At 39.4% G+C, this 20,252-nt stretch carries 22 protein-coding genes and 2 tRNA genes; 7 read left to right on the top strand and 17 right to left on the bottom strand.

The annotated features are described in order from the left end of the window. Window positions 1-163 precede the first annotated feature (163 nt). On the bottom strand, window positions 164-451 hold the full coding sequence (locus KQI58_RS19690) for a DUF7662 domain-containing protein (protein WP_216410667.1): 288 nt from the start codon (window positions 449-451) through the stop codon (window positions 164-166). 105 nt (window positions 452-556) lie between these two features. Between KQI58_RS19690 and KQI58_RS19685 the strand changes: the two genes are divergently transcribed. Further along, window positions 557-1,198: a YigZ family protein gene (locus tag KQI58_RS19685; protein WP_216410666.1), complete on the top strand. Its 642-nt coding sequence runs from the start codon at window positions 557-559 to the stop codon at window positions 1,196-1,198. A 9-nt stretch (window positions 1,199-1,207) separates the two neighbouring features. Here KQI58_RS19685 and KQI58_RS19680 read toward each other — a convergent pair whose 3' ends face one another. Next, entirely contained in the window at window positions 1,208-1,912 is a 705-nt protein-coding gene (locus tag KQI58_RS19680; protein WP_216410665.1) for a GntR family transcriptional regulator, read from the bottom strand. Between the two features lie 355 nt (window positions 1,913-2,267). After that, the gene (locus tag KQI58_RS19675) at window positions 2,268-6,509 is read right to left on the bottom strand and encodes a 2-hydroxyacyl-CoA dehydratase (RefSeq protein WP_216410664.1); all 4,242 of its coding nucleotides are present in this window, start codon (window positions 6,507-6,509) and stop codon (window positions 2,268-2,270) included. A gap of 176 nt (window positions 6,510-6,685) precedes the next feature. On the opposite strand from KQI58_RS19675, the gene KQI58_RS19670 reads away from it, so the two are divergent. Further along, a complete protein-coding gene (locus tag KQI58_RS19670) occupies window positions 6,686-7,294 on the top strand; it encodes a TetR/AcrR family transcriptional regulator (protein WP_216410663.1) in 609 nt (202 codons plus the stop codon). 78 nt (window positions 7,295-7,372) lie between these two features. Here the strand turns inward: KQI58_RS19670 and KQI58_RS19665 are convergent, their stop codons facing one another. Then, window positions 7,373-7,543 (bottom strand): hypothetical protein, encoded by a 171-nt coding sequence (locus tag KQI58_RS19665; RefSeq protein WP_216410662.1) that lies wholly within the window; start codon window positions 7,541-7,543, stop codon window positions 7,373-7,375. A 309-nt stretch (window positions 7,544-7,852) separates the two neighbouring features. On the opposite strand from KQI58_RS19665, the gene KQI58_RS19660 reads away from it, so the two are divergent. Then, a complete protein-coding gene (locus KQI58_RS19660) occupies window positions 7,853-8,728 on the top strand; it encodes a helix-turn-helix domain-containing protein (RefSeq protein ID WP_216410661.1) in 876 nt (291 codons plus the stop codon). Window positions 8,729-8,825: 97 nt separating this feature from the next. Here the strand turns inward: KQI58_RS19660 and KQI58_RS19655 are convergent. The 13 genes from KQI58_RS19655 to KQI58_RS19595 form a co-directional block, all read right to left on the bottom strand. After that, window positions 8,826-8,897: transfer RNA gene (locus tag KQI58_RS19655), tRNA-Gln, on the bottom strand. A gap of 1 nt (window position 8,898) precedes the next feature. Next, window positions 8,899-8,982 (bottom strand) — tRNA-Tyr (locus KQI58_RS19650). 81 nt (window positions 8,983-9,063) lie between these two features. Further along, on the bottom strand, window positions 9,064-9,294 hold the full coding sequence (locus KQI58_RS19645) for a DUF2969 domain-containing protein (protein ID WP_216410660.1): 231 nt from the start codon (window positions 9,292-9,294) through the stop codon (window positions 9,064-9,066). Between the two features lie 74 nt (window positions 9,295-9,368). Then, window positions 9,369-10,013, bottom strand: coding sequence for a CBS and ACT domain-containing protein (locus tag KQI58_RS19640; protein WP_216410659.1), 645 nt, complete (start codon window positions 10,011-10,013; stop codon window positions 9,369-9,371). Between the two features lie 3 nt (window positions 10,014-10,016). Further along, window positions 10,017-10,718, bottom strand: coding sequence for an ABC transporter ATP-binding protein (locus tag KQI58_RS19635; protein ID WP_216410658.1), 702 nt, complete (start codon window positions 10,716-10,718; stop codon window positions 10,017-10,019). Beyond that, the gene (locus KQI58_RS19630; RefSeq protein ID WP_216410657.1) at window positions 10,718-11,494 is read right to left on the bottom strand and encodes an ABC transporter ATP-binding protein; all 777 of its coding nucleotides are present in this window, start codon (window positions 11,492-11,494) and stop codon (window positions 10,718-10,720) included. The genes KQI58_RS19635 and KQI58_RS19630 overlap by 1 nt, the downstream gene beginning before the upstream one ends. After that, on the bottom strand, window positions 11,475-12,449 hold the full coding sequence (locus KQI58_RS19625) for a branched-chain amino acid ABC transporter permease (protein WP_216410656.1): 975 nt from the start codon (window positions 12,447-12,449) through the stop codon (window positions 11,475-11,477). Before KQI58_RS19625 ends, KQI58_RS19630 begins: the two co-directional genes overlap by 20 nt. A 9-nt stretch (window positions 12,450-12,458) precedes the next feature. Further along, on the bottom strand, window positions 12,459-13,337 hold the full coding sequence (locus KQI58_RS19620; RefSeq protein ID WP_216410655.1) for a branched-chain amino acid ABC transporter permease: 879 nt from the start codon (window positions 13,335-13,337) through the stop codon (window positions 12,459-12,461). Window positions 13,338-13,448: 111 nt separating this feature from the next. Then, complete coding sequence (locus tag KQI58_RS19615; protein WP_216410654.1) at window positions 13,449-14,612, bottom strand: ABC transporter substrate-binding protein; 1,164 nt, start codon at window positions 14,610-14,612, stop codon at window positions 13,449-13,451. A gap of 450 nt (window positions 14,613-15,062) precedes the next feature. Next, a complete protein-coding gene (gene yidD / locus KQI58_RS19610; RefSeq protein ID WP_253296046.1) occupies window positions 15,063-15,353 on the bottom strand; it encodes a membrane protein insertion efficiency factor YidD in 291 nt (96 codons plus the stop codon). Between the two features lie 226 nt (window positions 15,354-15,579). Further along, window positions 15,580-15,756: a DNA-directed RNA polymerase subunit beta gene (locus KQI58_RS19605; RefSeq protein WP_216410653.1), complete on the bottom strand. Its 177-nt coding sequence runs from the start codon at window positions 15,754-15,756 to the stop codon at window positions 15,580-15,582. 494 nt (window positions 15,757-16,250) lie between these two features. Further along, the gene (murA, locus tag KQI58_RS19600) at window positions 16,251-17,552 is read right to left on the bottom strand and encodes a UDP-N-acetylglucosamine 1-carboxyvinyltransferase (RefSeq protein ID WP_216410652.1); all 1,302 of its coding nucleotides are present in this window, start codon (window positions 17,550-17,552) and stop codon (window positions 16,251-16,253) included. Window positions 17,553-17,602: 50 nt separating this feature from the next. Then, entirely contained in the window at window positions 17,603-17,836 is a 234-nt protein-coding gene (locus KQI58_RS19595) for a DUF1146 family protein (protein ID WP_216410651.1), read from the bottom strand. Between the two features lie 720 nt (window positions 17,837-18,556). Here KQI58_RS19595 and KQI58_RS19590 point away from each other — a divergent pair. The 4 genes from KQI58_RS19590 (at window position 18,557) to KQI58_RS19575 (ending at window position 20,124) form a co-directional block, all read left to right on the top strand. Beyond that, entirely contained in the window at window positions 18,557-18,760 is a 204-nt protein-coding gene (locus KQI58_RS19590; protein ID WP_216410650.1) for a hypothetical protein, read from the top strand. 22 nt (window positions 18,761-18,782) lie between these two features. Then, window positions 18,783-18,995 (top strand): DUF2922 domain-containing protein, encoded by a 213-nt coding sequence (locus tag KQI58_RS19585; protein ID WP_216410649.1) that lies wholly within the window; start codon window positions 18,783-18,785, stop codon window positions 18,993-18,995. A 69-nt stretch (window positions 18,996-19,064) separates the two neighbouring features. Beyond that, window positions 19,065-19,451 (top strand): hypothetical protein, encoded by a 387-nt coding sequence (locus KQI58_RS19580; RefSeq protein WP_216410648.1) that lies wholly within the window; start codon window positions 19,065-19,067, stop codon window positions 19,449-19,451. Between the two features lie 61 nt (window positions 19,452-19,512). After that, window positions 19,513-20,124 carry a hypothetical protein gene (locus KQI58_RS19575; RefSeq protein ID WP_216410647.1) on the top strand — a complete coding sequence of 204 codons (612 nt, stop codon included), beginning with the start codon at window positions 19,513-19,515 and terminating at the stop codon, window positions 20,122-20,124. Window positions 20,125-20,252 lie beyond the last annotated feature (128 nt).

Genomic DNA, 20,252 nt, shown 5'->3' with positions numbered 1-20,252 from the left:
AATCGCTTATTTAGACGTGCCATCGAGCGAATAAAAGACAAATCCGTAGCACTGGAGAAGAACAATTCTTCCACCAGTACTACGGATTATTTGTCAATATGCTTAAGTTAATGACATTGCAATTACTTGCCGCACTTTTTATCTGGCTGTTTTTCACAAAAAGTTAAATTAACCAACTTGATTTTACTAATTTATTAAAAACCACGTATTCCTTGTCGAGATTTACCTGAACCACTTCGTAATTCGCATTTAACCAACCGTAGGCACCTTTTTCCGGATGACGATAATCATTCGCCCACCAATCTGAATCTTGGCGCGCGGTTTGAGGCAATCCGCTGCGAGGAAATAACAGCTCGTCAAATTGTGTAAAGGTCAACGTGACTTGGGAGCCATTATTATTTTTTAAATAATGAGTAATGCTGTCATATTTTTTTGCACGTGTCATGCTCATCCCTCACCTTCAAACAAAAATCATACAGACAAAGCAGCCTTTAGTTGAAACCCCTCCTGCTTTTCTTCTATACTAGAATAGAGAAAACTAAAGTGAGGCAAAAACATGCTGCAAAAATATCGAACCATCAAAGAAGACAACCAACACGAAATAGAGATTAAAAAATCGAGATTTATTTGCTTCTTAAAACGCATTGACTCTGAAGAAGAAGCAAAGGATTTTATTCAACAAATAAAAAAGGAACATTGGAAGGCAAATCATAATTGCAGTGCCTTTGTTCTAGGTGATCATCATGAGATCCAGCGTTCTTCAGACGATGGGGAACCCAGCGGAACTGCCGGCGTCCCCATGCTAGAAGTATTGAAAAAAAATGACTTAATCAATATCTGTGCCGTTGTCACCCGCTATTTTGGCGGAACAAAGCTTGGTGCTGGCGGATTGATCCGTGCATATTCCGGCTCTGTTGCTCAGGCAATTGTCCATACAGGAATTGTTGAGGGCAGGCTACAGCAAGAAGTCTTCGTCCAGCTTGACTACCCGAATTGGGGAAAGATGGAGAATTTTATTGCCAGCGAGAATCTTGCTGTCAAAGATACTCAATTCACCGATCGAGTGGTTGTCACTTGCATGGTAGATGAGAATCAAGTTGATGATTTCGAAGCTCAGGTTACTGATTTGCTGAATGGTCAAGTGAGCTTTACTACTGGCGAAGTGACTTATCATGAACAATTGATCCAAGAGGCCTAGTCGCTTGGATTATTTTTCTAAATAGAATTCAAAGCGACTGCCGACATACTGAGTACGGACATACTCGAAGGGATGCTCATCAGCCAAATAGGACACCTGCCGCAATCTTAGAATCGCATCTCCACGTTTCACCGCCAAATATTCAGCGATTTGTTCCGAAGCTAGTGTTGCCGAAACTGTCTGATTGGCGCGTCCGATTTCAAAGCCTTTTTCTTGTAGACTGTGGTAAAACGATTCTGTGATTTCTTCTTTACTGAAGCCTTCAATTAATTTAGCAGGAATACTCGCAACTTCAAAACAAATTGGCAAGTCGTCCGCGTAGCGAATCCGTTCCATTCGTAAAACTTGTTCGCCTTTTTCTAAACCTAATTTTTCTGCTTCGCTGGAGCTTGCTCGCGAGTGGAAGAAAGAAATGGTTTTGCTAGAAGGCGTTTTCCCTTGAGACTCCATAATATCAGTGAAACTCGTTGTCCCAGTCATTTTTTCTTGGACCTTTCGACTTGCTACATAAGTTCCTGAGCCGATCTTCCGTTCCAAAATCCCCTCATCAGAAAGCGTTTGGATCGCCTGACGAAGAGTCATTCGACTGACGCCAAATCTTAACGATAACTCCCGTTCAGAAGGTAAACGCGCCCCCACCTTCCATACACCGTTTTCAATTTCATGTTTTAGCTGATCATGTATTTGAATATAAACTGGCACTTGATTCGCCATGTCCATCACCCCGTTCAAATTTTCTACTCTTATTATAACTGGTATATACCTAATGTACAACAATAATCCTTTTTATCTTACATTTGCCTCCCCTTATTCTATGGATCATTTTTAGGCTGTTTTTAGAATTCCCAAAAGAATAGAGAGCTTTTATTGAGCATTTGTAAGCTTAATTTAATCTATTCTTATCAACAGAATTGCCGATTACAGCTAACTCTTTGGATAGAAGCTATTTTTCCCAAGATAGGAAAAAATAAACTTAGTTTCGTAGCCGAACGTTTTTTCCAATCCTGCTGAAGCACAAAGAAAAGCTCGCAAAAAGAGTAGACCAGATTTAATTGGTCTACTCTTTCCATTAACTTTTAACTTCTTCTTTTAATTGTTTGTTGGCCGTTGCCATCATTAAACGAATCCGATTTAATTGGTTTACGATTGAAACCCCTGGATCGTAATCGATCGCGGCAATATTTGATTTTGGATATTGATGACGTAATTCTTTAATAACGCCTTTTCCCACGACATGGTTCGGTAAGCAGCCAAACGGTTGCATACAAACAATATTGTTTACCCCTGTTTTCAACAGATCAATCATCTCACCTGTTAAGAACCAGCCTTCACCGGTATGATTACCAATGGAAAGAATCTTGCTGGCATCTTCCGCCAATTGATAGATCGAATGAATCCCGGTGAAACGTTCCGAAGCACGTAAGGCTTTGTCCATCGGTTTTTCTACGACTTCAATCAATTTGATTGCCATTTCTGCCAGATTTTTATTCTTCTTCGGCATTCCCATATTGTCGTATTTCCAAATTTGATTATATAGAGAATAGTTCATAAACCCAATTAAGTCTGGAACAACTGCCTCAGCACCTTCTGCTTCGAGCAATCGAACGATATCATTATTCGCTGTTGGTGAATATTTCACTAGGATTTCGCCTACAACACCAACTTTTGGTTTAACCTCATTAGAGATTGGAACCGTATCAAAATCCTTAATGATTTTTTTCATATTACGATTGAACTGCGTCAATGAGCCGTTTCGAACATTTCCTTCGACTTTTTTCAACCATTCCTCATGCAGCGCATCGATCTGTCCTTTTTCCAATTCATATGGACGTGTTCGATAAACCACACGTTCAAATAAATCACCATATAAAATCGCCACAACGATCCGTTTTAACATTGGCAGTGTAAATTTGAAACCGGGATTGCTTTCTACCCCTTTATTCCCAAGAGAAACAGAGACAACTGGGACCTGTGGGAAGCCAGCATCATTTAATGCTTTTCGCAATAACGGGATGTAGTTCGTCGCACGACACCCACCACCGGTTTGGCTCATCATCACACTCGTATTGTTTACATCGTATTCACCACTTTGCAGCGCTTCGACTAATTGACCGATTGAAATGATCGCTGGGTAACAGGAATCATTGTTAACGAACTTCAACCCGACATTGATGGCTTCACGATCCATCGCTGGCAAGCAAACGACATTATAGCCCGAAGCCTCCAACGCGATGTCAAACAGTCCTGATTGATGGATTGGACTGAGCATTGGTAATAATAGGGTATGTTTCTTACGCATTTCTTTCGTGAAGACAATTTTTTCTGGCTCTTCGAAGCGTTTCGTTGGTTCGAAATTCGATTTATCTCGTTCGTTGACAGCTGCTTTTAATGAACGCAAACGAATTCTGATAGCTCCCAGATTCGAACCTTCATCAATTTTCAAGACGGTATAAATCTTGCCATACTGATCCATGATTTCTTCAACTTGGTCCGTGGTTACCGCGTCAAGCCCGCAACCAAATGAATTTAATTGTACTAGCTCTAAATTTTTCGATTTTGCTACGACACGTGCCGCTGCATACAAGCGAGAATGATAGACCCACTGATTAACTACCCGAAGGTTGCCGACATCACTCAAATGAGACACACTATCTTCCGTTAACACATGGAAGCCTTCTTGGGTAATCACTTCAGCGATCCCATGATTGATCTCAGGGTCCAAATGATACGGACGTCCAGAAAGAACTACCCCACGTTCCCCTTTTTGATTGAGCATCAGGAGCGTTTCTTCCCCTTTTTGACGAATATCTTCTTTAAAGTTCTCTAATTCTTCATAAGCATGATGCAAGGCTTGATCAATTTCTGTTTGAGTAATCCCCAAATCTTGGAAACAGCGTCCCAAAACTTTGGCGACCGAAGCCTCATTGCCTAAATTCAAATATGGATTACGATAATCCACTTTTCCTTCACGAATATCATCGACATTGTTGCGGATAACATCGGGATAGCTTTGAACGATCGGACAGTTAAAATGATTATCTGCTTCTTTTGACTCTTCTCGTTCAAATACCACGCCCGGATAGAAAATCATCGGTACGCCACTATCAATCAAAGCTTGAATGTGTCCGTGAGCGATTTTTGCCGGATAGCAAGCCGTATCACTTGGAATTGTTTCCATTCCTTGTTCATATAATTCTTTGTTAGACCGGGGTGATAATGTCACTCGGAAACCTAAATCACTGAAAAAAGTATGCCATAATGGATAATTTTCATACATATTCAAAACGCGTGGGATACCAATTTCACCACGAACCGCTTCCTTTTTACGTAATGGACGATACTTGAACAAACGACGATATTTATAATCGATTAGATTGACTTTCTTATCTTCCCGCTTAATCTTGATTCGTGCACCGCGTTCGCAACGATTTCCGGTAATAAATTGACGGCCATCTGAGAACAACGTGACTGTCATCATACAATTATTTTCACATAAACCGCAGTGGGTAAATTCTTTTTCAGCGGTGAAGTTATCAATTTCTGCTAAAGATAGCGTCTCCGTTTCTTCACCAGCTTCGTAATTTTCTAAAGCAATCAAGGCTGCGCCAAAAGCTCCCATTAGGCCAGCGATCGATGGTCGAACAACCTCACGGCCGGTGACCATTTCAAAAGCCCGCAAGACAGCTTCATTGTAGAATGTTCCACCCTGACAGACGATTTTTTCGCCAAGCTCTTCTGGGCGACGAACCTTAATAACTTTATAAATCGCATTTTTAATTACAGAGTAGGACAAGCCCGCAGAAATATCCCCGACTGAGGCACCTTCTTTTTGAACTTGTTTTACTTTAGAGTTCATAAATACGGTACAACGTGAGCCTAAATCAACAGGAGCCTGCGATTTCAGCGCCGCTTTCGCAAAATCCTCAACATTGTAATTCAATGATTTGGCAAATGTTTCGATAAACGAACCACAGCCTGACGAACAAGCTTCATTCAATTGAATGGAAGACAACGCGCCATCCTTGATCGTCATCGCCTTCATGTCCTGTCCGCCAATGTCCAAGATGAAATCAACCCCTGGTTGAAAATGGTTGGCCGCTTTATAATGGGCCATGGTTTCCACTTCACCAATATCGATTTTCAACGCGTTTTTAATCAATTGCTCCCCGTATCCCGTCACTGCCGCCTTCCCGATAAAGACATTTTCAGGCAATTTTCTATATAAGTCCTTCAGCACAGTCATCGTTGTTTCCAAAGGTTGTCCTTGGTTATTCCCATAAAAGGAATACATTAAATTACCGCTATCATCGATCAAAGCAACTTTGGTCGTGGTTGATCCAGCATCAATTCCTAAAAAGGCCACTCCTTCATGATCAGACAAGCTCTTTTCTTGTGCTTGTGCTTGTCCGTGACGCATTCGAAAGTCTGCTAGATCGGCTTCTCCCTCAAATAATGGCTCTAACGTATCTGATGGAGACAGGTGTCCCTCTTCGGCTGTCGTTAGACGATGCAGCAATTCTTTCAACGTGGTTACTTCTGCTTCCTCTGAATAAAAAGCCGCCCCCATCGCTACAAAGAGTTGAGGATTTTCAGGAAAGATGACATTTTCCGGCGCGATATTTAACGTTTCGATAAATCGTTGACGCAATTCAGACATGAAGAATAGCGGTCCACCTAGAAAAGCAATGTTTCCTTTTATTTTACGACCAGCTGCTAAGCCAGCGATTGTTTGATTAACGACTGCTTGAAAAATACTCGCAGCAATATCTTCTTTTGCCGCTCCTTCATTAATAAGCGGCTGTACATCTGTCTTAGCGAAAACCCCACAGCGTGAAGCAATCGGATAAATCGTTTTGTAATTTTTAGCCAGTTCATTGACTCCATTTGCATCCGTCTTCAATAAAACAGCCATTTGGTCAATGAATGCTCCCGTACCACCCGCACAACTCCCATTCATACGTTGTTCCAATGCGCCTTCAAAAAACGTGATCTTAGCGTCTTCTCCACCTAACTCAATGGCTACGTCGGTTTCAGGAATAATTTCCTCAACGGTACGAGTACACGCGATAACCTCTTGGACAAACGGAATCTCTAAAACATCTGCTAGACCCATCCCGCCGGACCCGGTAATGCTCATCGACATTTCTTGATTATCGATGATTGATTCGGCTTCTCGCAACACACGTTCTGTGGCAGTTTTCACATCTGAAAAGTGACGTTCATACTTCGAAAATAAGCTTTCGTTTTGTTCATTCAAAATGACCAACTTGACGGTTGTAGAGCCAACATCAATCCCCGCTCGTAATGTCATAATTATTCCTACCTTCCATTTTTAACAACACATGTTGATTAACTTACAAAGTGTTTGTTATACTACTCACGTATATTCTAAAAACATTTTGAACGTTATGCAATACCCAAAACCAGTTCATCCGTGTGATAAGCAACAATCTTAGAGAATTTGTTGTAAAATGAAAGGATTTTATTATGACTAAAAAAATCGACCTCCGGGTTAAACGAACCAATAAAATGATTATGGAAGCATTTATTCGTTTAGTAGAAGCAAAAGGGTACGACAATATCACCATTCAAGAAATTGCGGATGAAGCGATGATCAATCGAGCTACCTTTTATGCACACTTTAAAGATAAACAAGATCTCTATGATCAAATCTTTAAACAAGCAATCGATGCCTTTACGGCTGTACTTGATCCCGATCAGATCGTTCAAGGAAACCGTTTGAAGGTTCGAAAAATTGAAATGGTGTTAAAAAATATTTATGAACAAATTCAAGCGAACCGAAAATTCTTCTTAACGATCATGGACGCCTCAGGGAACGAAATTCTGCGAAAAAAAGTCGCAGATATCCTCAACGAGAAATATTCCCATGTCTTCAAGCGTTTAAAAATTACGGAGAATGATATTGAAGTTCCTTTAGATTTTATCATCGAGTACATGACTTCGATTTTCGTGGGCACCTTGCATTGGTGGATTACAAGCGATACGACTATGAGTGCCGACAGCCTTTCAAAACTAGTTATCAAATTAGTCGGTAACGGACACCTGACTATTTTAGGCATTGAAATAGACCATTAGACTCATCAGTGGTCAAGAAATAAGAAGGAGCTGATCCGAAAGTCTAAAAGACTTTTAGGTCAGCTCCTTCTCTGATTATTAATGATTTTTGGCTTTCCATTTAATCGTGTGGCGGGTCGGACGAACCGTGCGCACATGAGGAATTTGTCCTTTTTCTTTGGTTACTTCAAATGAACTATCCTTGATTGTACTGTAAATTTTTGCCACTGTATCTGTCAACATTTCTTTCACTTCTTCAACTTTACTCATGATTACAGACTCCTTTCAGATTCATAAAATAGCTTAGTAAATAGCAGTCAATTTTTAGAAAAATGATCGTTACTACTACGATCTCGTTACCACATTTCATCTACCAAACGGCCACTTTTTTCCTACTATATAAATGGTAGCGTATATCGTAACTAGCTTCAAGTGAGAGCTCTTTATTCAGTTAAATTTTTGAAAAAGCTTGATTTATCAAGATTCTACGCAAAGTAGAATCACTTTTTCAGCGGATTTTATACCCATTTGTCTGATAATCAGCTATGCTTAAATTATCAATCAGAAAGAGGAAAAGAAATGGGAAATTTTTTAGGGAAACAATTAAGAAACTATCGGCAACGAAATGAACTCACACAAAAACAATTAGCCAATATTTTATATGTATCTGATCGAACGGTTTCCAAATGGGAACGCGGGGCTGGGTACCCTGATATCGCTACATTAAAACGCATTGCACAATTGTTGGATCTTTCGTTAGACAATCTGTTAAACGAACGAGAGCCGGAGCTCTATTTTGAATATCGATCAACCACACTTTTATTTACACTGCCTTTACTACACATCGTTATTCCAAATCTTTCAGAGCTATTGTGGCACAATCGCCAATTCGCACTCAGTACGTTACGACATAAGAAGCAATTGATCCCAACTGCACATGGAATTGTCAGTATTGGCTTTTTCTCTTCAGGATTTTTTTCATTAGGAATCTTTTCTAAAGGGATCATTTCAATTGGACTATTCTCGCTAGGTGTTTTTTCCGCTGGTTTATTATCACTCGGACTTTTTGCTGCAGGAAATCTTGCATTGGGACTAATTGCATTGGGAAATCTTGCTCTCGGATTACTCGCTTTAGGAAACTTGGCCGTAGGTGGGTTTAGTTTAGGAAATTTTGCGATAGGCTATCTCGCTATTGGCAATAAGGCACTTGGAACTTACACAAGTGTTCTGCCTGAACATAGTAATCTTCCAGAAGTCTCTCAAGCGTTGACAGAGATGCAGCAGCATGTTCCTGCCGCTATTCGTCAAATAATTATCAATCCCTTTTTATCAGTTGCCAATTCTTCGCTATTTCCTTATGCTACATTGTCCTTTGTACTGTTTTTAGTCTTCTTATTCTGCCTTGCGTGCTTTTTGGGTATTCAAAAGGTTCGACGAAAGACGATGGAACATTGATGAGTAAAAGAACCGATGGACACCATCGATTCTTTTACTCTTTTTGTTATATAAAAACGCAAAAAAAAGCGAGTTGCATCTGCAACTCACTTGACTACTGGGGTAGCTGGATTCGAACCAACGCATGAGGGAGTCAAAGTCCCTTGCCTTACCGCTTGGCTATACCCCAATGGTGGAGGAGAGTGGATTCGAACCACTGAACCCTAAGGAACGGATTTACAGTCCGTCGCGTTTAGCCACTTCGCTACTCCTCCAGCTAGGTTTTTTATTATTTAAAAACCCGACTCAGTTATAATACCTAATCTTCAAAAAAAATGCAAGTATTTTTTCAAAAATTATTCATGTAAATTCCAGTTGCGAATTAGGGCTTCAATTCCATCATCTAATGTCTTGAAATTCCCCAATAGATGCCCATCATTATAGGCTTGAAAATTTTTGTTTTCAGGAACGACTTCGCCAATCGTTTTTTTCCCAATCACTAGTTGAGTAACGGTTTGTTTTTCCCCATTAATCAAACGTTCTTCTTCTTTGACTTGAACTTGGATATCTTTGTTCTTTTTAGACATAACTTTCCCTCCGTCTTGAATAGTTTATCATACAACAAAAGAAAAGGACAACTGATCTCTCAGCTGTCCTAAAATTATGGTTGAGTAATCGCTGCCCGCAATACTTCGTACCCATTATCGGTCAGAAGTTGTTTGATCTTTTCTGTTTCCTTGCTGGCTAATTGAATTTCAACGATCGTTGCGCTTGTCTGATGATCGACAATAATAGTGAGAATACTAAAGTCATTGTCTGCTAAAATTTTCGTTACTCTGGCTAAAACCCCTTTTTTATCTTCTAGGATTTTCAACTGAACGCGTGTCCCGCCTTCATAATAGCCAGTCAATTTTAAGAAAGCATCAAAAATATCATTGTTGGTGATGATCCCGACCAGCTTTTCATTCTCCAACACTGGTAATACGTTGATTTTATTTTGACGCATCAGATAGATACCGTCTTCTAATTCCGCATCTGGAGCGACGGTTTTAACATCCTTGATCATTACATCCGCGACAACTGTTTTATTTAATAAATAATTCACCTCATGAACGCTCAGGCTAGTTGCTTTTGACGGTAACGCTTCTTGGATCGTTCCTTCGGTGATCAATCCGACCAATTTATCGTTATCAATAACTGGCAAGCGGTGAATATCATATTTTTTCATCAAATCAACGGCATCAAAAATTTTGGTTTTCGATGTGACCGTTACTAAGTCTTCTGTCATAAAATCTTTTACACTCATGTTTTACCCTCCTAGATAAGCTTTCTTCACTTCTTCACTTTCTAGCAATTCTTGCCCCGTTCCTGATAAGACCACTTTTCCGGTCTCTAATACATAGCCACGATCAGCGATTGACAGAGCCATCTTAGCGTTTTGTTCAATCAATAAAACAGTCGTTCCTTGTTTTTGAATCTCTTGAATGATATTAAAAATTTCTTGAATGAAAATAGGTGCTAGTCCCATTGAAGGCTCATCCAACAGCAGTAGACGTGGTTTAGACATTAGAGCACGCCCCATCGCTAACATTTGCTGTTCCCCTCCAGATAGCGTGGAAGCGTCCTGATTCAATCGTTCCTTCAAAATCGGAAATTTCTCATAGACGTGTTCATAGTCCTTTTGAATTTCGCCGTCTTTTCGTAAATAAGCGCCCATCTCTAAATTTTCTAAAACAGTCAAACCAGGAAAAACGTGTCTGCCTTCAGGTACTTGAGAGATGCCTTGTGCCACGATCTTTCTTGGCGCTTTCTTTTGAATCGGTGTCCCTTCAAACGTAATTGTTCCTTTCGAAGGTTGGTTTAGTCCAGAAATCGTACGTAAAATCGTCGTTTTTCCTGCACCATTTGCCCCGATCAACGAAACAATCTCTCCTTGATTGACTTCAAAGCTAACATCACGCACTGCTTGGATCATGCCGTAATGCACCGAAAGATTTTCAATTTTCAGCATTATAGCTCACCTCCAAGATAGGCTTTGATCACTTCTGGATTATTTTTGATTTCTTCTGGCACGCCTTCAGCCAAAATACGACCGTATTCTAACACATAGATTCGTTCACAAACATCCATAACCAAACTCATATCATGTTCGATCAATAAAATTGTAATTTGAAATTCCTTTTGGATCTTGCGAATCAGCAAAGTCAGGGCCGCAGTCTCTTGCGGATTCATCCCTGCTGCCGGCTCATCCAAGAAAAGAATCTTCGGTTTCGTTGCAAGCGCTCGGACAATTTCTAAGCGACGCTGTTCTCCATAGGGCAAGTTGCGAGCTAGATTCTCTGCTTTATCCTGCAAATCAAAAATCGTTAATAATTTCAGCGCTTCTTCTTTTAATTTTTCTTCCTTATTATAGAAAGAGGGCAATCTTAAGACACTTGAGAAAAAGCCTTCTTTATTTTTACTGTTCATAGCAATCAAGACATTATCCAAAACAGTCAGATCTTTAAACAAACGAATATTTTGAAAAGTCCGACTTAAACCTAAATCGGCGATTGCATAGGGTTTTTGACCATTCAAGCGATGGCTCTTCCCATCAACCTTCAATAGTACATCCCCTTCACTTGGGTCATAAACGCCAGTGATCAGATTAAATAAAGTCGTTTTCCCTGCACCATTTGGGCCAATCAGACCTACTAATTGATTCTCTTCTAATGCGATATTGACATTGGAGACCGCCGCCAAACCGCCAAAGTTTTTGGTTAAATCTTTAATTTCCAACAGAGGCATTTTGGTCATCTCCTTTTTTAAACTTAGTTAAAATTTTCTTCACAGATAGCTCTTTTGTGCCTAGTAATCCACCTGGCTTAAAGATCATTAAGATGATCAATGCCAATGCGTAAATGATCATCCGCAATGTTCCGAAATCCTGAAGATACATATTGATGATCCCTAATAGAATCGCCGCGATAAAGGTTCCCGTCACACTACCGATTCCTCCCAGTACGACCAGAATCAAAATATCGACTGATTTAGTAAACGCAAAGTCTTTCGGAGCGATTGACTGTAAATAGCCTGCATATAGTGAACCAGCAATACTGGCAGTCATGGCACCAAAGGTAAAGGCCATAACTTTATATTTCGTTGTATTAACGCCCATCGCTTCTGCGGCGATCTCATCTTCACGAATCGCCATTGTCGCACGGCCAGCGCCTGAACGAATATAGTTAACAATAAACAGGGTGGTAATCGCCATAAACCCATAAACCATTTGCCAGTCGACAAAAGGCTCGATCCCAAACAAACCAGAAGGCCCGTTGGTAATCTCTTTAAAGTTGATTAAGAGGATACGAATGATCTCTGCCACACCCAGCGTAGCAATAGCTAAATAGTCACCGCTTAAACGCAGAGTTGGAATACCCACTCCTACAGCGACGATTCCTGCTATAAGAACACCGACTGCCATCCCTAAGAAAAAACCACCATACGTTGGGGTATTCATCGAAATAAGGGCGGCCGCATAAGCGCCGATCGCCATAAACCCAGCATGTCCTAATGAAAACTGACCGGAAAATCCGATGATCAAATTCAAGCCTACTGCTAAGATTACGTTGATTCCAATTTGTACTAAAATATTGTCTAAGAATAGATTGACCATCCCAGCTGAATAAGCAATGTACAATACTGCATACCCAATTACGATCAAGGCTAGCCAAATTAAATTATATTTCAAATTCTTTTTCATTTGACTCACCTACACTTTCTCTTTCACATGTTTGCCTAAAATACCGGCTGGACGAACTAATAAAATTAAGATCAATACAGCATAAACCACCGCATCTTTAAAATCAGAAAAACCTAATGCTGTCGTGATTGTTTCGATCAGACCAATGACAAAGCCGCCGATAGCCGCTCCTGGAATAATCCCGATTCCGCCTAAAACTGCGGCGATAAAGGATTTAAGTCCAGGGATGTAGCCCATCATCGGATCAATCGAGTTGTAATACAGACCGATCATCATCCCGCCTGCTGCGGCTAAGGCTGAGCCCAAAGCAAAGGTAAATGAGATGGTTCGATTTACATCAATCCCCATCAATTGTGCCGCATCCGTATCGACACTCACCGCACGCATGGCTTTTCCCATTTTGGTTTTTTGAACGATCAAGTTCAACGTAATCATCAAGAATAGCGATAAGCCTAAAATCAATAATTGAATATTTGTAACCCGTAAGAAACCAATATTGAAGACCTGCATTTTAATTACCTGTGGAAACGGTCTTGTCGTTGAACTGAAAAAATAAATCATTGTGTTCTGTAATAGATACGAAACACCGATCGCTGTAATCAATGCCGCAATTCGTGTTGAATTTCTTAATGGCCGATAGGCTAAGAATTCAATGACTACCCCTAAAATTGCGCTTCCTGCCATTGATAAAACTAAAGCCGGGAAAAACCCCATATTAAATTGATTGATCAGAAAATAGCCAATAAACGAGCCGATCATATAAATCTCTCCATGGGCAAAGTTGATCAATTTGATAATTCCATAAACCATGGTATAGCCTAATGCCATCAGTGCATAAACACTACCCAGAAAAAGCCCATTGACGATTTGCTGAATAAATACTTCCATTTTTATCACATCACTTTTCAAAAATAGTTTGGACGATTCATAGCCCTAATTCTTAAAAGGGAGTGTGCCAAATTCCATTGGCACACCCCCTTGCCTGCTTTTTCCGAGTAATTAAGGATTTACGGTTTCAGCAGAAGTTTCTTTTCCATCTGTTAGACCAAGAACAACCGCTGATTTTACTGGATTATGTTCTTTGTCCATTGTGATCTTTCCTGTAACACCTTCGAAATCTTTCAAATTCGCTAAGCCTTTGTTGATTGCTTCCGGTGTTGCTTTTCCTTCATCCTCAATTGCTTGTTTAATCATATAAACAGAATCATAAGCTAACGCGTTGAATGAAGATGGCTGTTTGCTATATTTCTTCTCGAAAGCTTTCACGAACGGCTCAACCTTGTCTGTTGCTGGTGCTTTGGTTGAGAAGTGACCAGTGTAGTAAACATTCTTGACATTGCTTGCTCCAGCAGTTTCAACAAGTTTTTCATCTCCAAAACCGTCTGCCCCAATGATTGGTTGCTCAATTCCCATTTCACGCGCTTGTTTAATGATCAAGCCAGCTTCTGTATAATATCCTGGAATGTAAATGACATTGAAATCTTTATCTTTGATTTTTGTTAACATTGCTTGGAAGTCTTTATCTCCTGCAGTAAAGTTTTCCTCTGCAACAATTTCACCCTTGTAGGTTTCTTTAAACGCCTTCTTCAAACCATTTGCATAGTCGCTTGAATTATCACCTAAAATGACGGCTTTATCGGCCTTTAAATTTTCATCTGCATATTTAGCCAACACAATTCCTTGGAAACTATCTTGGAAGCAAGAACGGAAAATATACTCTTGTACTTTTCCTTTTTGAACAGTAATTGCATCATCAGTTCCTGATGGTGTCACTGCTGGAGTTTTTGCTTTTGTTAAGTTTGGCAATGTTGCTTTTGTCGCACCAGAGGTAGCAGGTCCGATGATTGCAACTACTTCATCTTTTGTCGTTAAGTTGGCTGCTACTGAAGCAGCTTCATTATTATCAGACTTATTGTCTTTTGAAACGTATTCGATTTTCTTGCCGTCAATTCCGCCATCTTTGTTGATTTCTTCGACCGCTAATTTGACACCTTCATTTTCCGCTTCACCATAAGCAGCAACTGCACCTGATAATTCAAAGTTTCCACCGATTTTGATTGTCTTAGCGTCTTCACTACCGCCACCATCATTTGCTTTAGGTGACCCACATGCACCTAGCAAAAACAATCCTGCTGCCATTACAGCTACTGTTCTTTTTTTCATCCTGTTACCCCCTGATAAAATAATGATAATTCGTTAAGATAATAAAGAATATATAGGAAAATTCTCTCACTGTCAATTAAATTTTCTGAATATTTTAATAATTCGGCAATACTCAAACAATTTATAGCGCTTACAACCCTTTACCTAATCTATCAAATAACAAAAAAAGAAATCCCTTTAACTGATAAATGGTTAAAGAGATTTCTTTAAAATAACTATATTTATTTACTTACTGCCTTATTCATCAACCACTTCAGCGACAGGGTGAAAGGGGAAAATTTTTTGATTTTACTAATACAAACCTCTATTTACAGTTAAAAGAAGAAAAATGAAGCGTCTTTTTCTAATCTATAGAATAACTCTATAAACAATTTTGCTCTTCATTCTCTCAATTGGATACAGATACTGATAACGTTCTTTCCATTGAGTATTTGAAATCATTTTTCGTCTCTAAGAACTTTTATGTAGTTTTTCATAATCTGGTTCCTCTTGGTCGATAAGGTTCTTCCGTAAGGAAAATGTTGTCGGTACATAATCAAAACCGGCTTTCGCAAATGGATGACAGCGTAAAATCCGTGAAATTCCCATCAAAAACCCTTTGAAGGCTCCGTGAACCTGTATTGCCTTAATCATGTAGCTCGAGCATGTTGGATAATACCGACAAGATGGCTGAGTCAGCGGTGAGATAAACCGTTGATAACCATGTACCAAACCAATTAAACCTTTACTAATAATATTCATTTCTACACCTCAAAATAATTCTTGGTAATCAATCAGCTCGATACCATTTTACTGTTCTTGTAAAATAAAGCAAGAAACGTCCTTCGTTGGTCATCAAAATTTAAACTTCATGATGAACAATAATTCTGTAATCCTCATCACGTGATAATTTCATAAAAAAAGAGACCGCACCAAAAATCTGGAGCAATCCCTTATGAATGATCAAAATCAGCTTTTATCTAGAATACTAATGAACGAACTCTAAAATATGACGCCAAACATCTGGCATAAGCACTTTAAATGGATTTCCGCCACCCATTGCACCATAACCAATCATACTGCCGATGATAAATAATAAAACACCTGCAAGTAAGATCGCTACAATCCGAATTAAGCTGCGTAAGATATGTTCTCCAGAACTCATAAATCCACTCCTTATTCATACGTATGGATTAATTTTTCTCGCAGAAAAATTAGTCCCATTTTCATGCCGTATGTCATTCCTCTATACTTCTTTTACTTTTTTGACTGCTTGCGCTTAGTTTTTCTGGCTCAGCCAAAAATACTGCGAAAAGAGGAACTGAAATCCTTATTCATACGTATGGATTAATTTTTCTCGCAGAAAAATTAGTCCCATTTTCATGCCGTATGTCATTCCTCTATACTTCTTTTACTTTTGACTGCTTGCGCTTAGTTTTTTCTGGCTCAGCCAAAAATACTGCGAAAAGAGGAACTGAAATCCTTATTCATACGTATGGATTAATTTTTCTCGCAGAAAAATTAGTCCCATTTTCATGCCGTATGTCATTCCTCTATACTTCTTTTACTTTTGACTGCTTGTGCTTAGTTTTTTCTGGCTCAGCCAAAAATACTGCGAAAAGAGGAACTGAAATCCTTATTCATACGTAACCGGAATCCTTAAACTAAGACAGTTGCGGCATCCGTTGCTTTTTTGCTTTCAGTATCCACACGTTCCACATCCGCACCTAATTGTTGCAGTTTTTTATGGAACTGATAGTATCCACGGTCTAAATACTTCAAGTTACGTACACGTGTAATACCATTTGCTCGCAATCCAGCTAAAACTAATGCTGCAGCTGCGCGTAAATCAGTCGCGTACACTTCTGCTCCTTGCAGCTCTGAAGCACCTTTAATCAAAGCAACATTGTTATCGATTTTGACTTGTGCATTCATTCTGCGCATTTCTTCTAAATGTTGGAAACGATTTTCAAAAACAGTTTCTGTCGTTGTGCTGACACCATCAGCAACCAATTGAATGGCTGTCATTTGCGCCTGCATATCTGTTGGGAAACCAGGGTGAGGCATTGTTTTAATGTCCGTTGCCTTTAATGATTTAGGTCCGATTACACGTAAACCATCGTTTTCTTCGGAAATCTTAACGCCCATTTCGATTAATTTAGAGATCAAAGGACGGTTATGTTCTGGAATTGCACCATCAATCAACACATTTCCTTCAGTCATCGCTGCGGCAACCATGAAAGTTCCAGCTTCGATACGGTCTTGAACGATTGGATGAGACACTGCATGCAGATGATCCACACCTTCGATACGCATTGTTTCTGTACCAGCACCATGGATATGAGCACCCATTTTATTTAAGAAATTGGCTAAATCAACAATTTCAGGTTCACGAGCAACGTTTTCAATCACCGTTGTGCCTTTTGCTTTAACGGCAGCCATCATGATATTTTGCGTTGCGCCAACACTTGGGAAATCCAAATAGATAGTATCCCCAACTAATTCATCCGCAATAGCTTCAATATAGCCATTTTTTTGAATGATTTTCGCACCTAATGCTTGGAATCCTTTTAAATGCAAATCAATCGGACGCTTGCCAATTGCACAGCCGCCGGGCATTGCCACTTTAGCATGACCATTGCGAGCCAGTAACGGACCCATTACAACAATTGATGCACGCATCTTGCTTACATATTCATAAGGAGCTTCCACGTTTAATTGACGTGTTGCATCCACTGTAATTTCTTTCGTTTCTTCATTAAATTCAACGTCTGTATTCAAATAACGAATCACTTGATTCATGGTAAAGACATCAGATAAGATTGGAACATTGCTCAAAGTTGAGGTTCCTTCTTCAGCCAATAATGTCGCAGCTAAAATTGGTAGCACAGCATTTTTTGCACCTTCGATATGTACTGTTCCTTCTAATTGTTTACCACCACGAACGATGATCTCTTCCATTGTATTCCCTCCAAAAAATGCTAGTCGATTATTTCGTATATGTACCTTACTTAATTAAATGTCAAAAAGATATTTTTGCACAAAAGAATGATTTCTAAGAAAAACGTACTACAAGTAAAACCTAACGTGATCGCCAGCAGGATAATCACTAGGCGAACCTGCGTTTCTTTAAACGCTTTGAAAAGATTTTCTATTCGTAATGATCTCAAAGCCCAAAAAGCTAAGTAGATAAAGGAAAAATGCGAGACGATTCTAACGATTGCATCGATTCCATATACTTGCATAACTTCGTTCCTTTCAAAAAAATCAACAGTTGGATTATATCACAGATTCAGGTAAAGAAGAATACTTTGAATACCCAAAGGACTGTACAGAAACTTTTAAAAAACTTAATGTTTATTTTTCTCTCTTAAGTCTACTAAAAATAAATCCGTTTCTTCTTGGAAAGCCCTTTTAAAAATCCTTTACTTATTTTCCAACAATTATCAACGTAACAATCTATTTTTGCGAACCTCTTTTCCTCTATTTTTTCGATGAATGTTTCGGAGAGCATATTTTGAAACTTCTTCCCGCATAGTATCCAGTCGCAAAATCTATCAAATGAAGGACAGGTCTTTTGCTCTTTACTGTCTATTGATTTTACTCTTGACTTTTTACTTCTAATTGGGAACTATACACCATTTTGTCGGGTCGTAAAATGTGGACGCATTTTTCTTTCTCCTATATTACTGACACCAGCTTTTGATTACGATACTTCTCTTAAAACAGCCAATGTAACCGTTTTATAAAAAAATTAATTATACTACATTCCTATTCCGTTTGTAAAATCGCAAATTGACCATTTCACCCCCAATTTGACCGCTTTTTCATCAAAAACAGCACTTTTTACCCAAAAACAGGTTAAATTGACCCTCTTTTAGTCAATTTGCGATTCGCACTTTTTTTTGAAATCGTTTATCTTTTAGTCACCGGCCGGAAACAAAAAAAATTAGGAGGAAATAACCATGATTCAAAATATTGGCAATAAACTACAAGTAGAAATCGATGCAGGTGGAGAAAAAACTAAGAAGATCACTTTTACGAATGTGATGGATGACCCCAGCGAAGAAAAAGTATTGGAATTGGGACAAATTATGAAAGCCTTATCAGTTGAAGGCAGTCAGCTAGACGGTGTGATCCTGACCAGTCAATCGCGCTATACCAAATAAATCATAGAAAGGAACATGAAAGATGTTAAAAATCGTTGCAACCTTTAAAAACAGCTTAGGGAAAAATCATACCTGGAGCTTCAATGATACTGATACTCAAAAGACCGACACAGAGATCAAAGGATTGTTACAACGCATGACGGGCGTAAAGCTTTGTCAGAAAGATGGCGCGGAATTATTCCACACCATCGAAACCGCCAAATATGTCGAAACAATTGAAACGATTATTTTTTAAGTCACTGAGGAGCAGCGGTGGTCTTGCCGCTCTCCTCTCCTACTAATGAGAATGAAAGGATGAGAATCAATGAATGTCATACAAACACTGTCCTTCCGGCAGTTATTCAACTTAAAAGCAAAAACACTCGAACAGCGAATCACTAATTTCTACCATGAAACACAGAACAGCAGTGTCACGATTAAATACATTTTAGCCTTAAAAGTTCGCTGCCAATTAGGAGCGGCGGAGTTTGATCATTTTCTAAAGGATCTTGTCCGCGAAGTATTTATGCATACCAAAGCGACGCGCACGATGAAACGACTCTTCTACTATTTTGAGGACTACTTTATGGCACCGGAATGGAAGACCTTAAAATTAAGAGTCTTTCCAGTAAAGAAATTCGGTGAGAAAGTCGTCTCTGTCGCCCGCTCCCTTATGTCATTTGTCCGACCAGAAGAAACCGGCGAACCTTGATAAAAAAGATCTAATATAAAAAAACTACGCAGATTAAACATTAAAAGAAAGGAATAGAACAATGACCAAGGATTTAATTGCCACCTTTGGAAAAAGTGATGGTGGAACCCACAATTGGAAATACAAAGGCCTCGATCCCAACTTATCGGCCCCGCAGATCAAAGAAGCTTGCGAATTATTGACGAACTTAGACATTTGTACACAAAACGGCGTAAAACTATTTGATTCTGTGGTCACTGCCAAGGTCGTGAACTATAAAGAAACCCTGATATTCGATCCAGAACATGAAACAAGAGGCGTTCGTTATGATGGAGAGCCCGTTGAGGAAGCTACCTGTGAGGAAGTACGTTGCTTTGAAGTCGCGGAAAAACCGGAGAATCCTGTGACAGTGACGGCTCCAAAACCATCTGTACTACCAGCAACGCCACATGGCCACTACTTTAAACAATTAACGACCATTGAGGACGCAGAAAAGGTAGCGATCAAAGTAGAAAAAGAGTCGCTTCCACAATCAAGCAATAACCAGCTTAACGATCAGAAATCAGACGCTATGCCTTTAATGAAAACCGAGTTATCAAACCAAGACACGAAAGAACAAAACAGACTGCTTCAATGGCTTCACAGAATCAGGAAGAAAAACAAAGAAGGACCGCCTGAGACACCGCGGGAATAACTCTTTTCCCAATTAAATTCCGTTCATTGACAATCAAATACTGCGTAGAAAACGATAAAAAGACGATCAGGAAAATACTCGCTATGACAGCTCTTGTTTGCCTGCCTTTTGACAAAATAAAAAAATGC

This window comes from Enterococcus raffinosus (assembly GCF_018917525.1).
Taxonomy (GTDB): Bacteria; Bacillota; Bacilli; order Lactobacillales; family Enterococcaceae; genus Enterococcus_A; species Enterococcus_A raffinosus_A.
This window is presented reverse-complemented; position numbering and strand designations above follow the sequence as displayed.

Bases quoted from the DNA above. Each gene is read 5' to 3' on its own strand.
- KQI58_RS19665 (WP_216410662.1), bottom strand. From the start codon at position 7,543: ATGAGTAAAGTTGAAGAAGTGAAAGAAATGTTGACAGATACAGTGGCA.
- KQI58_RS19580 (WP_216410648.1), top strand. From the start codon at position 19,065: ATGAATGTCATACAAACACTGTCCTTCCGGCAGTTATTCAACTTAAAA.
- KQI58_RS19645 (WP_216410660.1), bottom strand. From the start codon at position 9,294: ATGTCTAAAAAGAACAAAGATATCCAAGTTCAAGTCAAAGAAGAAGAA.
- KQI58_RS19635 (WP_216410658.1), bottom strand. From the start codon at position 10,718: ATGCTGAAAATTGAAAATCTTTCGGTGCATTACGGCATGATCCAAGCA.
- yidD (WP_253296046.1), bottom strand. From the start codon at position 15,353: ATGAATATTATTAGTAAAGGTTTAATTGGTTTGGTACATGGTTATCAA.
- KQI58_RS19680 (WP_216410665.1), bottom strand. From the start codon at position 1,912: ATGGCGAATCAAGTGCCAGTTTATATTCAAATACATGATCAGCTAAAA.
- KQI58_RS19690 (WP_216410667.1), bottom strand. From the start codon at position 451: ATGAGCATGACACGTGCAAAAAAATATGACAGCATTACTCATTATTTA.
- KQI58_RS19615 (WP_216410654.1), bottom strand. From the start codon at position 14,612: ATGAAAAAAAGAACAGTAGCTGTAATGGCAGCAGGATTGTTTTTGCTA.
- murA (WP_216410652.1), bottom strand. From the start codon at position 17,552: ATGGAAGAGATCATCGTTCGTGGTGGTAAACAATTAGAAGGAACAGTA.
- KQI58_RS19670 (WP_216410663.1), top strand. From the start codon at position 6,686: ATGACTAAAAAAATCGACCTCCGGGTTAAACGAACCAATAAAATGATT.
- KQI58_RS19620 (WP_216410655.1), bottom strand. From the start codon at position 13,337: ATGGAAGTATTTATTCAGCAAATCGTCAATGGGCTTTTTCTGGGTAGT.
- KQI58_RS19675 (WP_216410664.1), bottom strand. From the start codon at position 6,509: ATGACATTACGAGCGGGGATTGATGTTGGCTCTACAACCGTCAAGTTG.
- KQI58_RS19575 (WP_216410647.1), top strand. From the start codon at position 19,513: ATGACCAAGGATTTAATTGCCACCTTTGGAAAAAGTGATGGTGGAACC.
- KQI58_RS19685 (WP_216410666.1), top strand. From the start codon at position 557: ATGCTGCAAAAATATCGAACCATCAAAGAAGACAACCAACACGAAATA.
- KQI58_RS19590 (WP_216410650.1), top strand. From the start codon at position 18,557: ATGATTCAAAATATTGGCAATAAACTACAAGTAGAAATCGATGCAGGT.
- KQI58_RS19630 (WP_216410657.1), bottom strand. From the start codon at position 11,494: ATGCCTCTGTTGGAAATTAAAGATTTAACCAAAAACTTTGGCGGTTTG.
- KQI58_RS19595 (WP_216410651.1), bottom strand. From the start codon at position 17,836: ATGCAAGTATATGGAATCGATGCAATCGTTAGAATCGTCTCGCATTTT.
- KQI58_RS19660 (WP_216410661.1), top strand. From the start codon at position 7,853: ATGGGAAATTTTTTAGGGAAACAATTAAGAAACTATCGGCAACGAAAT.
- KQI58_RS19585 (WP_216410649.1), top strand. From the start codon at position 18,783: ATGTTAAAAATCGTTGCAACCTTTAAAAACAGCTTAGGGAAAAATCAT.
- KQI58_RS19640 (WP_216410659.1), bottom strand. From the start codon at position 10,013: ATGAGTGTAAAAGATTTTATGACAGAAGACTTAGTAACGGTCACATCG.
- KQI58_RS19605 (WP_216410653.1), bottom strand. From the start codon at position 15,756: ATGAGTTCTGGAGAACATATCTTACGCAGCTTAATTCGGATTGTAGCG.
- KQI58_RS19625 (WP_216410656.1), bottom strand. From the start codon at position 12,449: ATGAAAAAGAATTTGAAATATAATTTAATTTGGCTAGCCTTGATCGTA.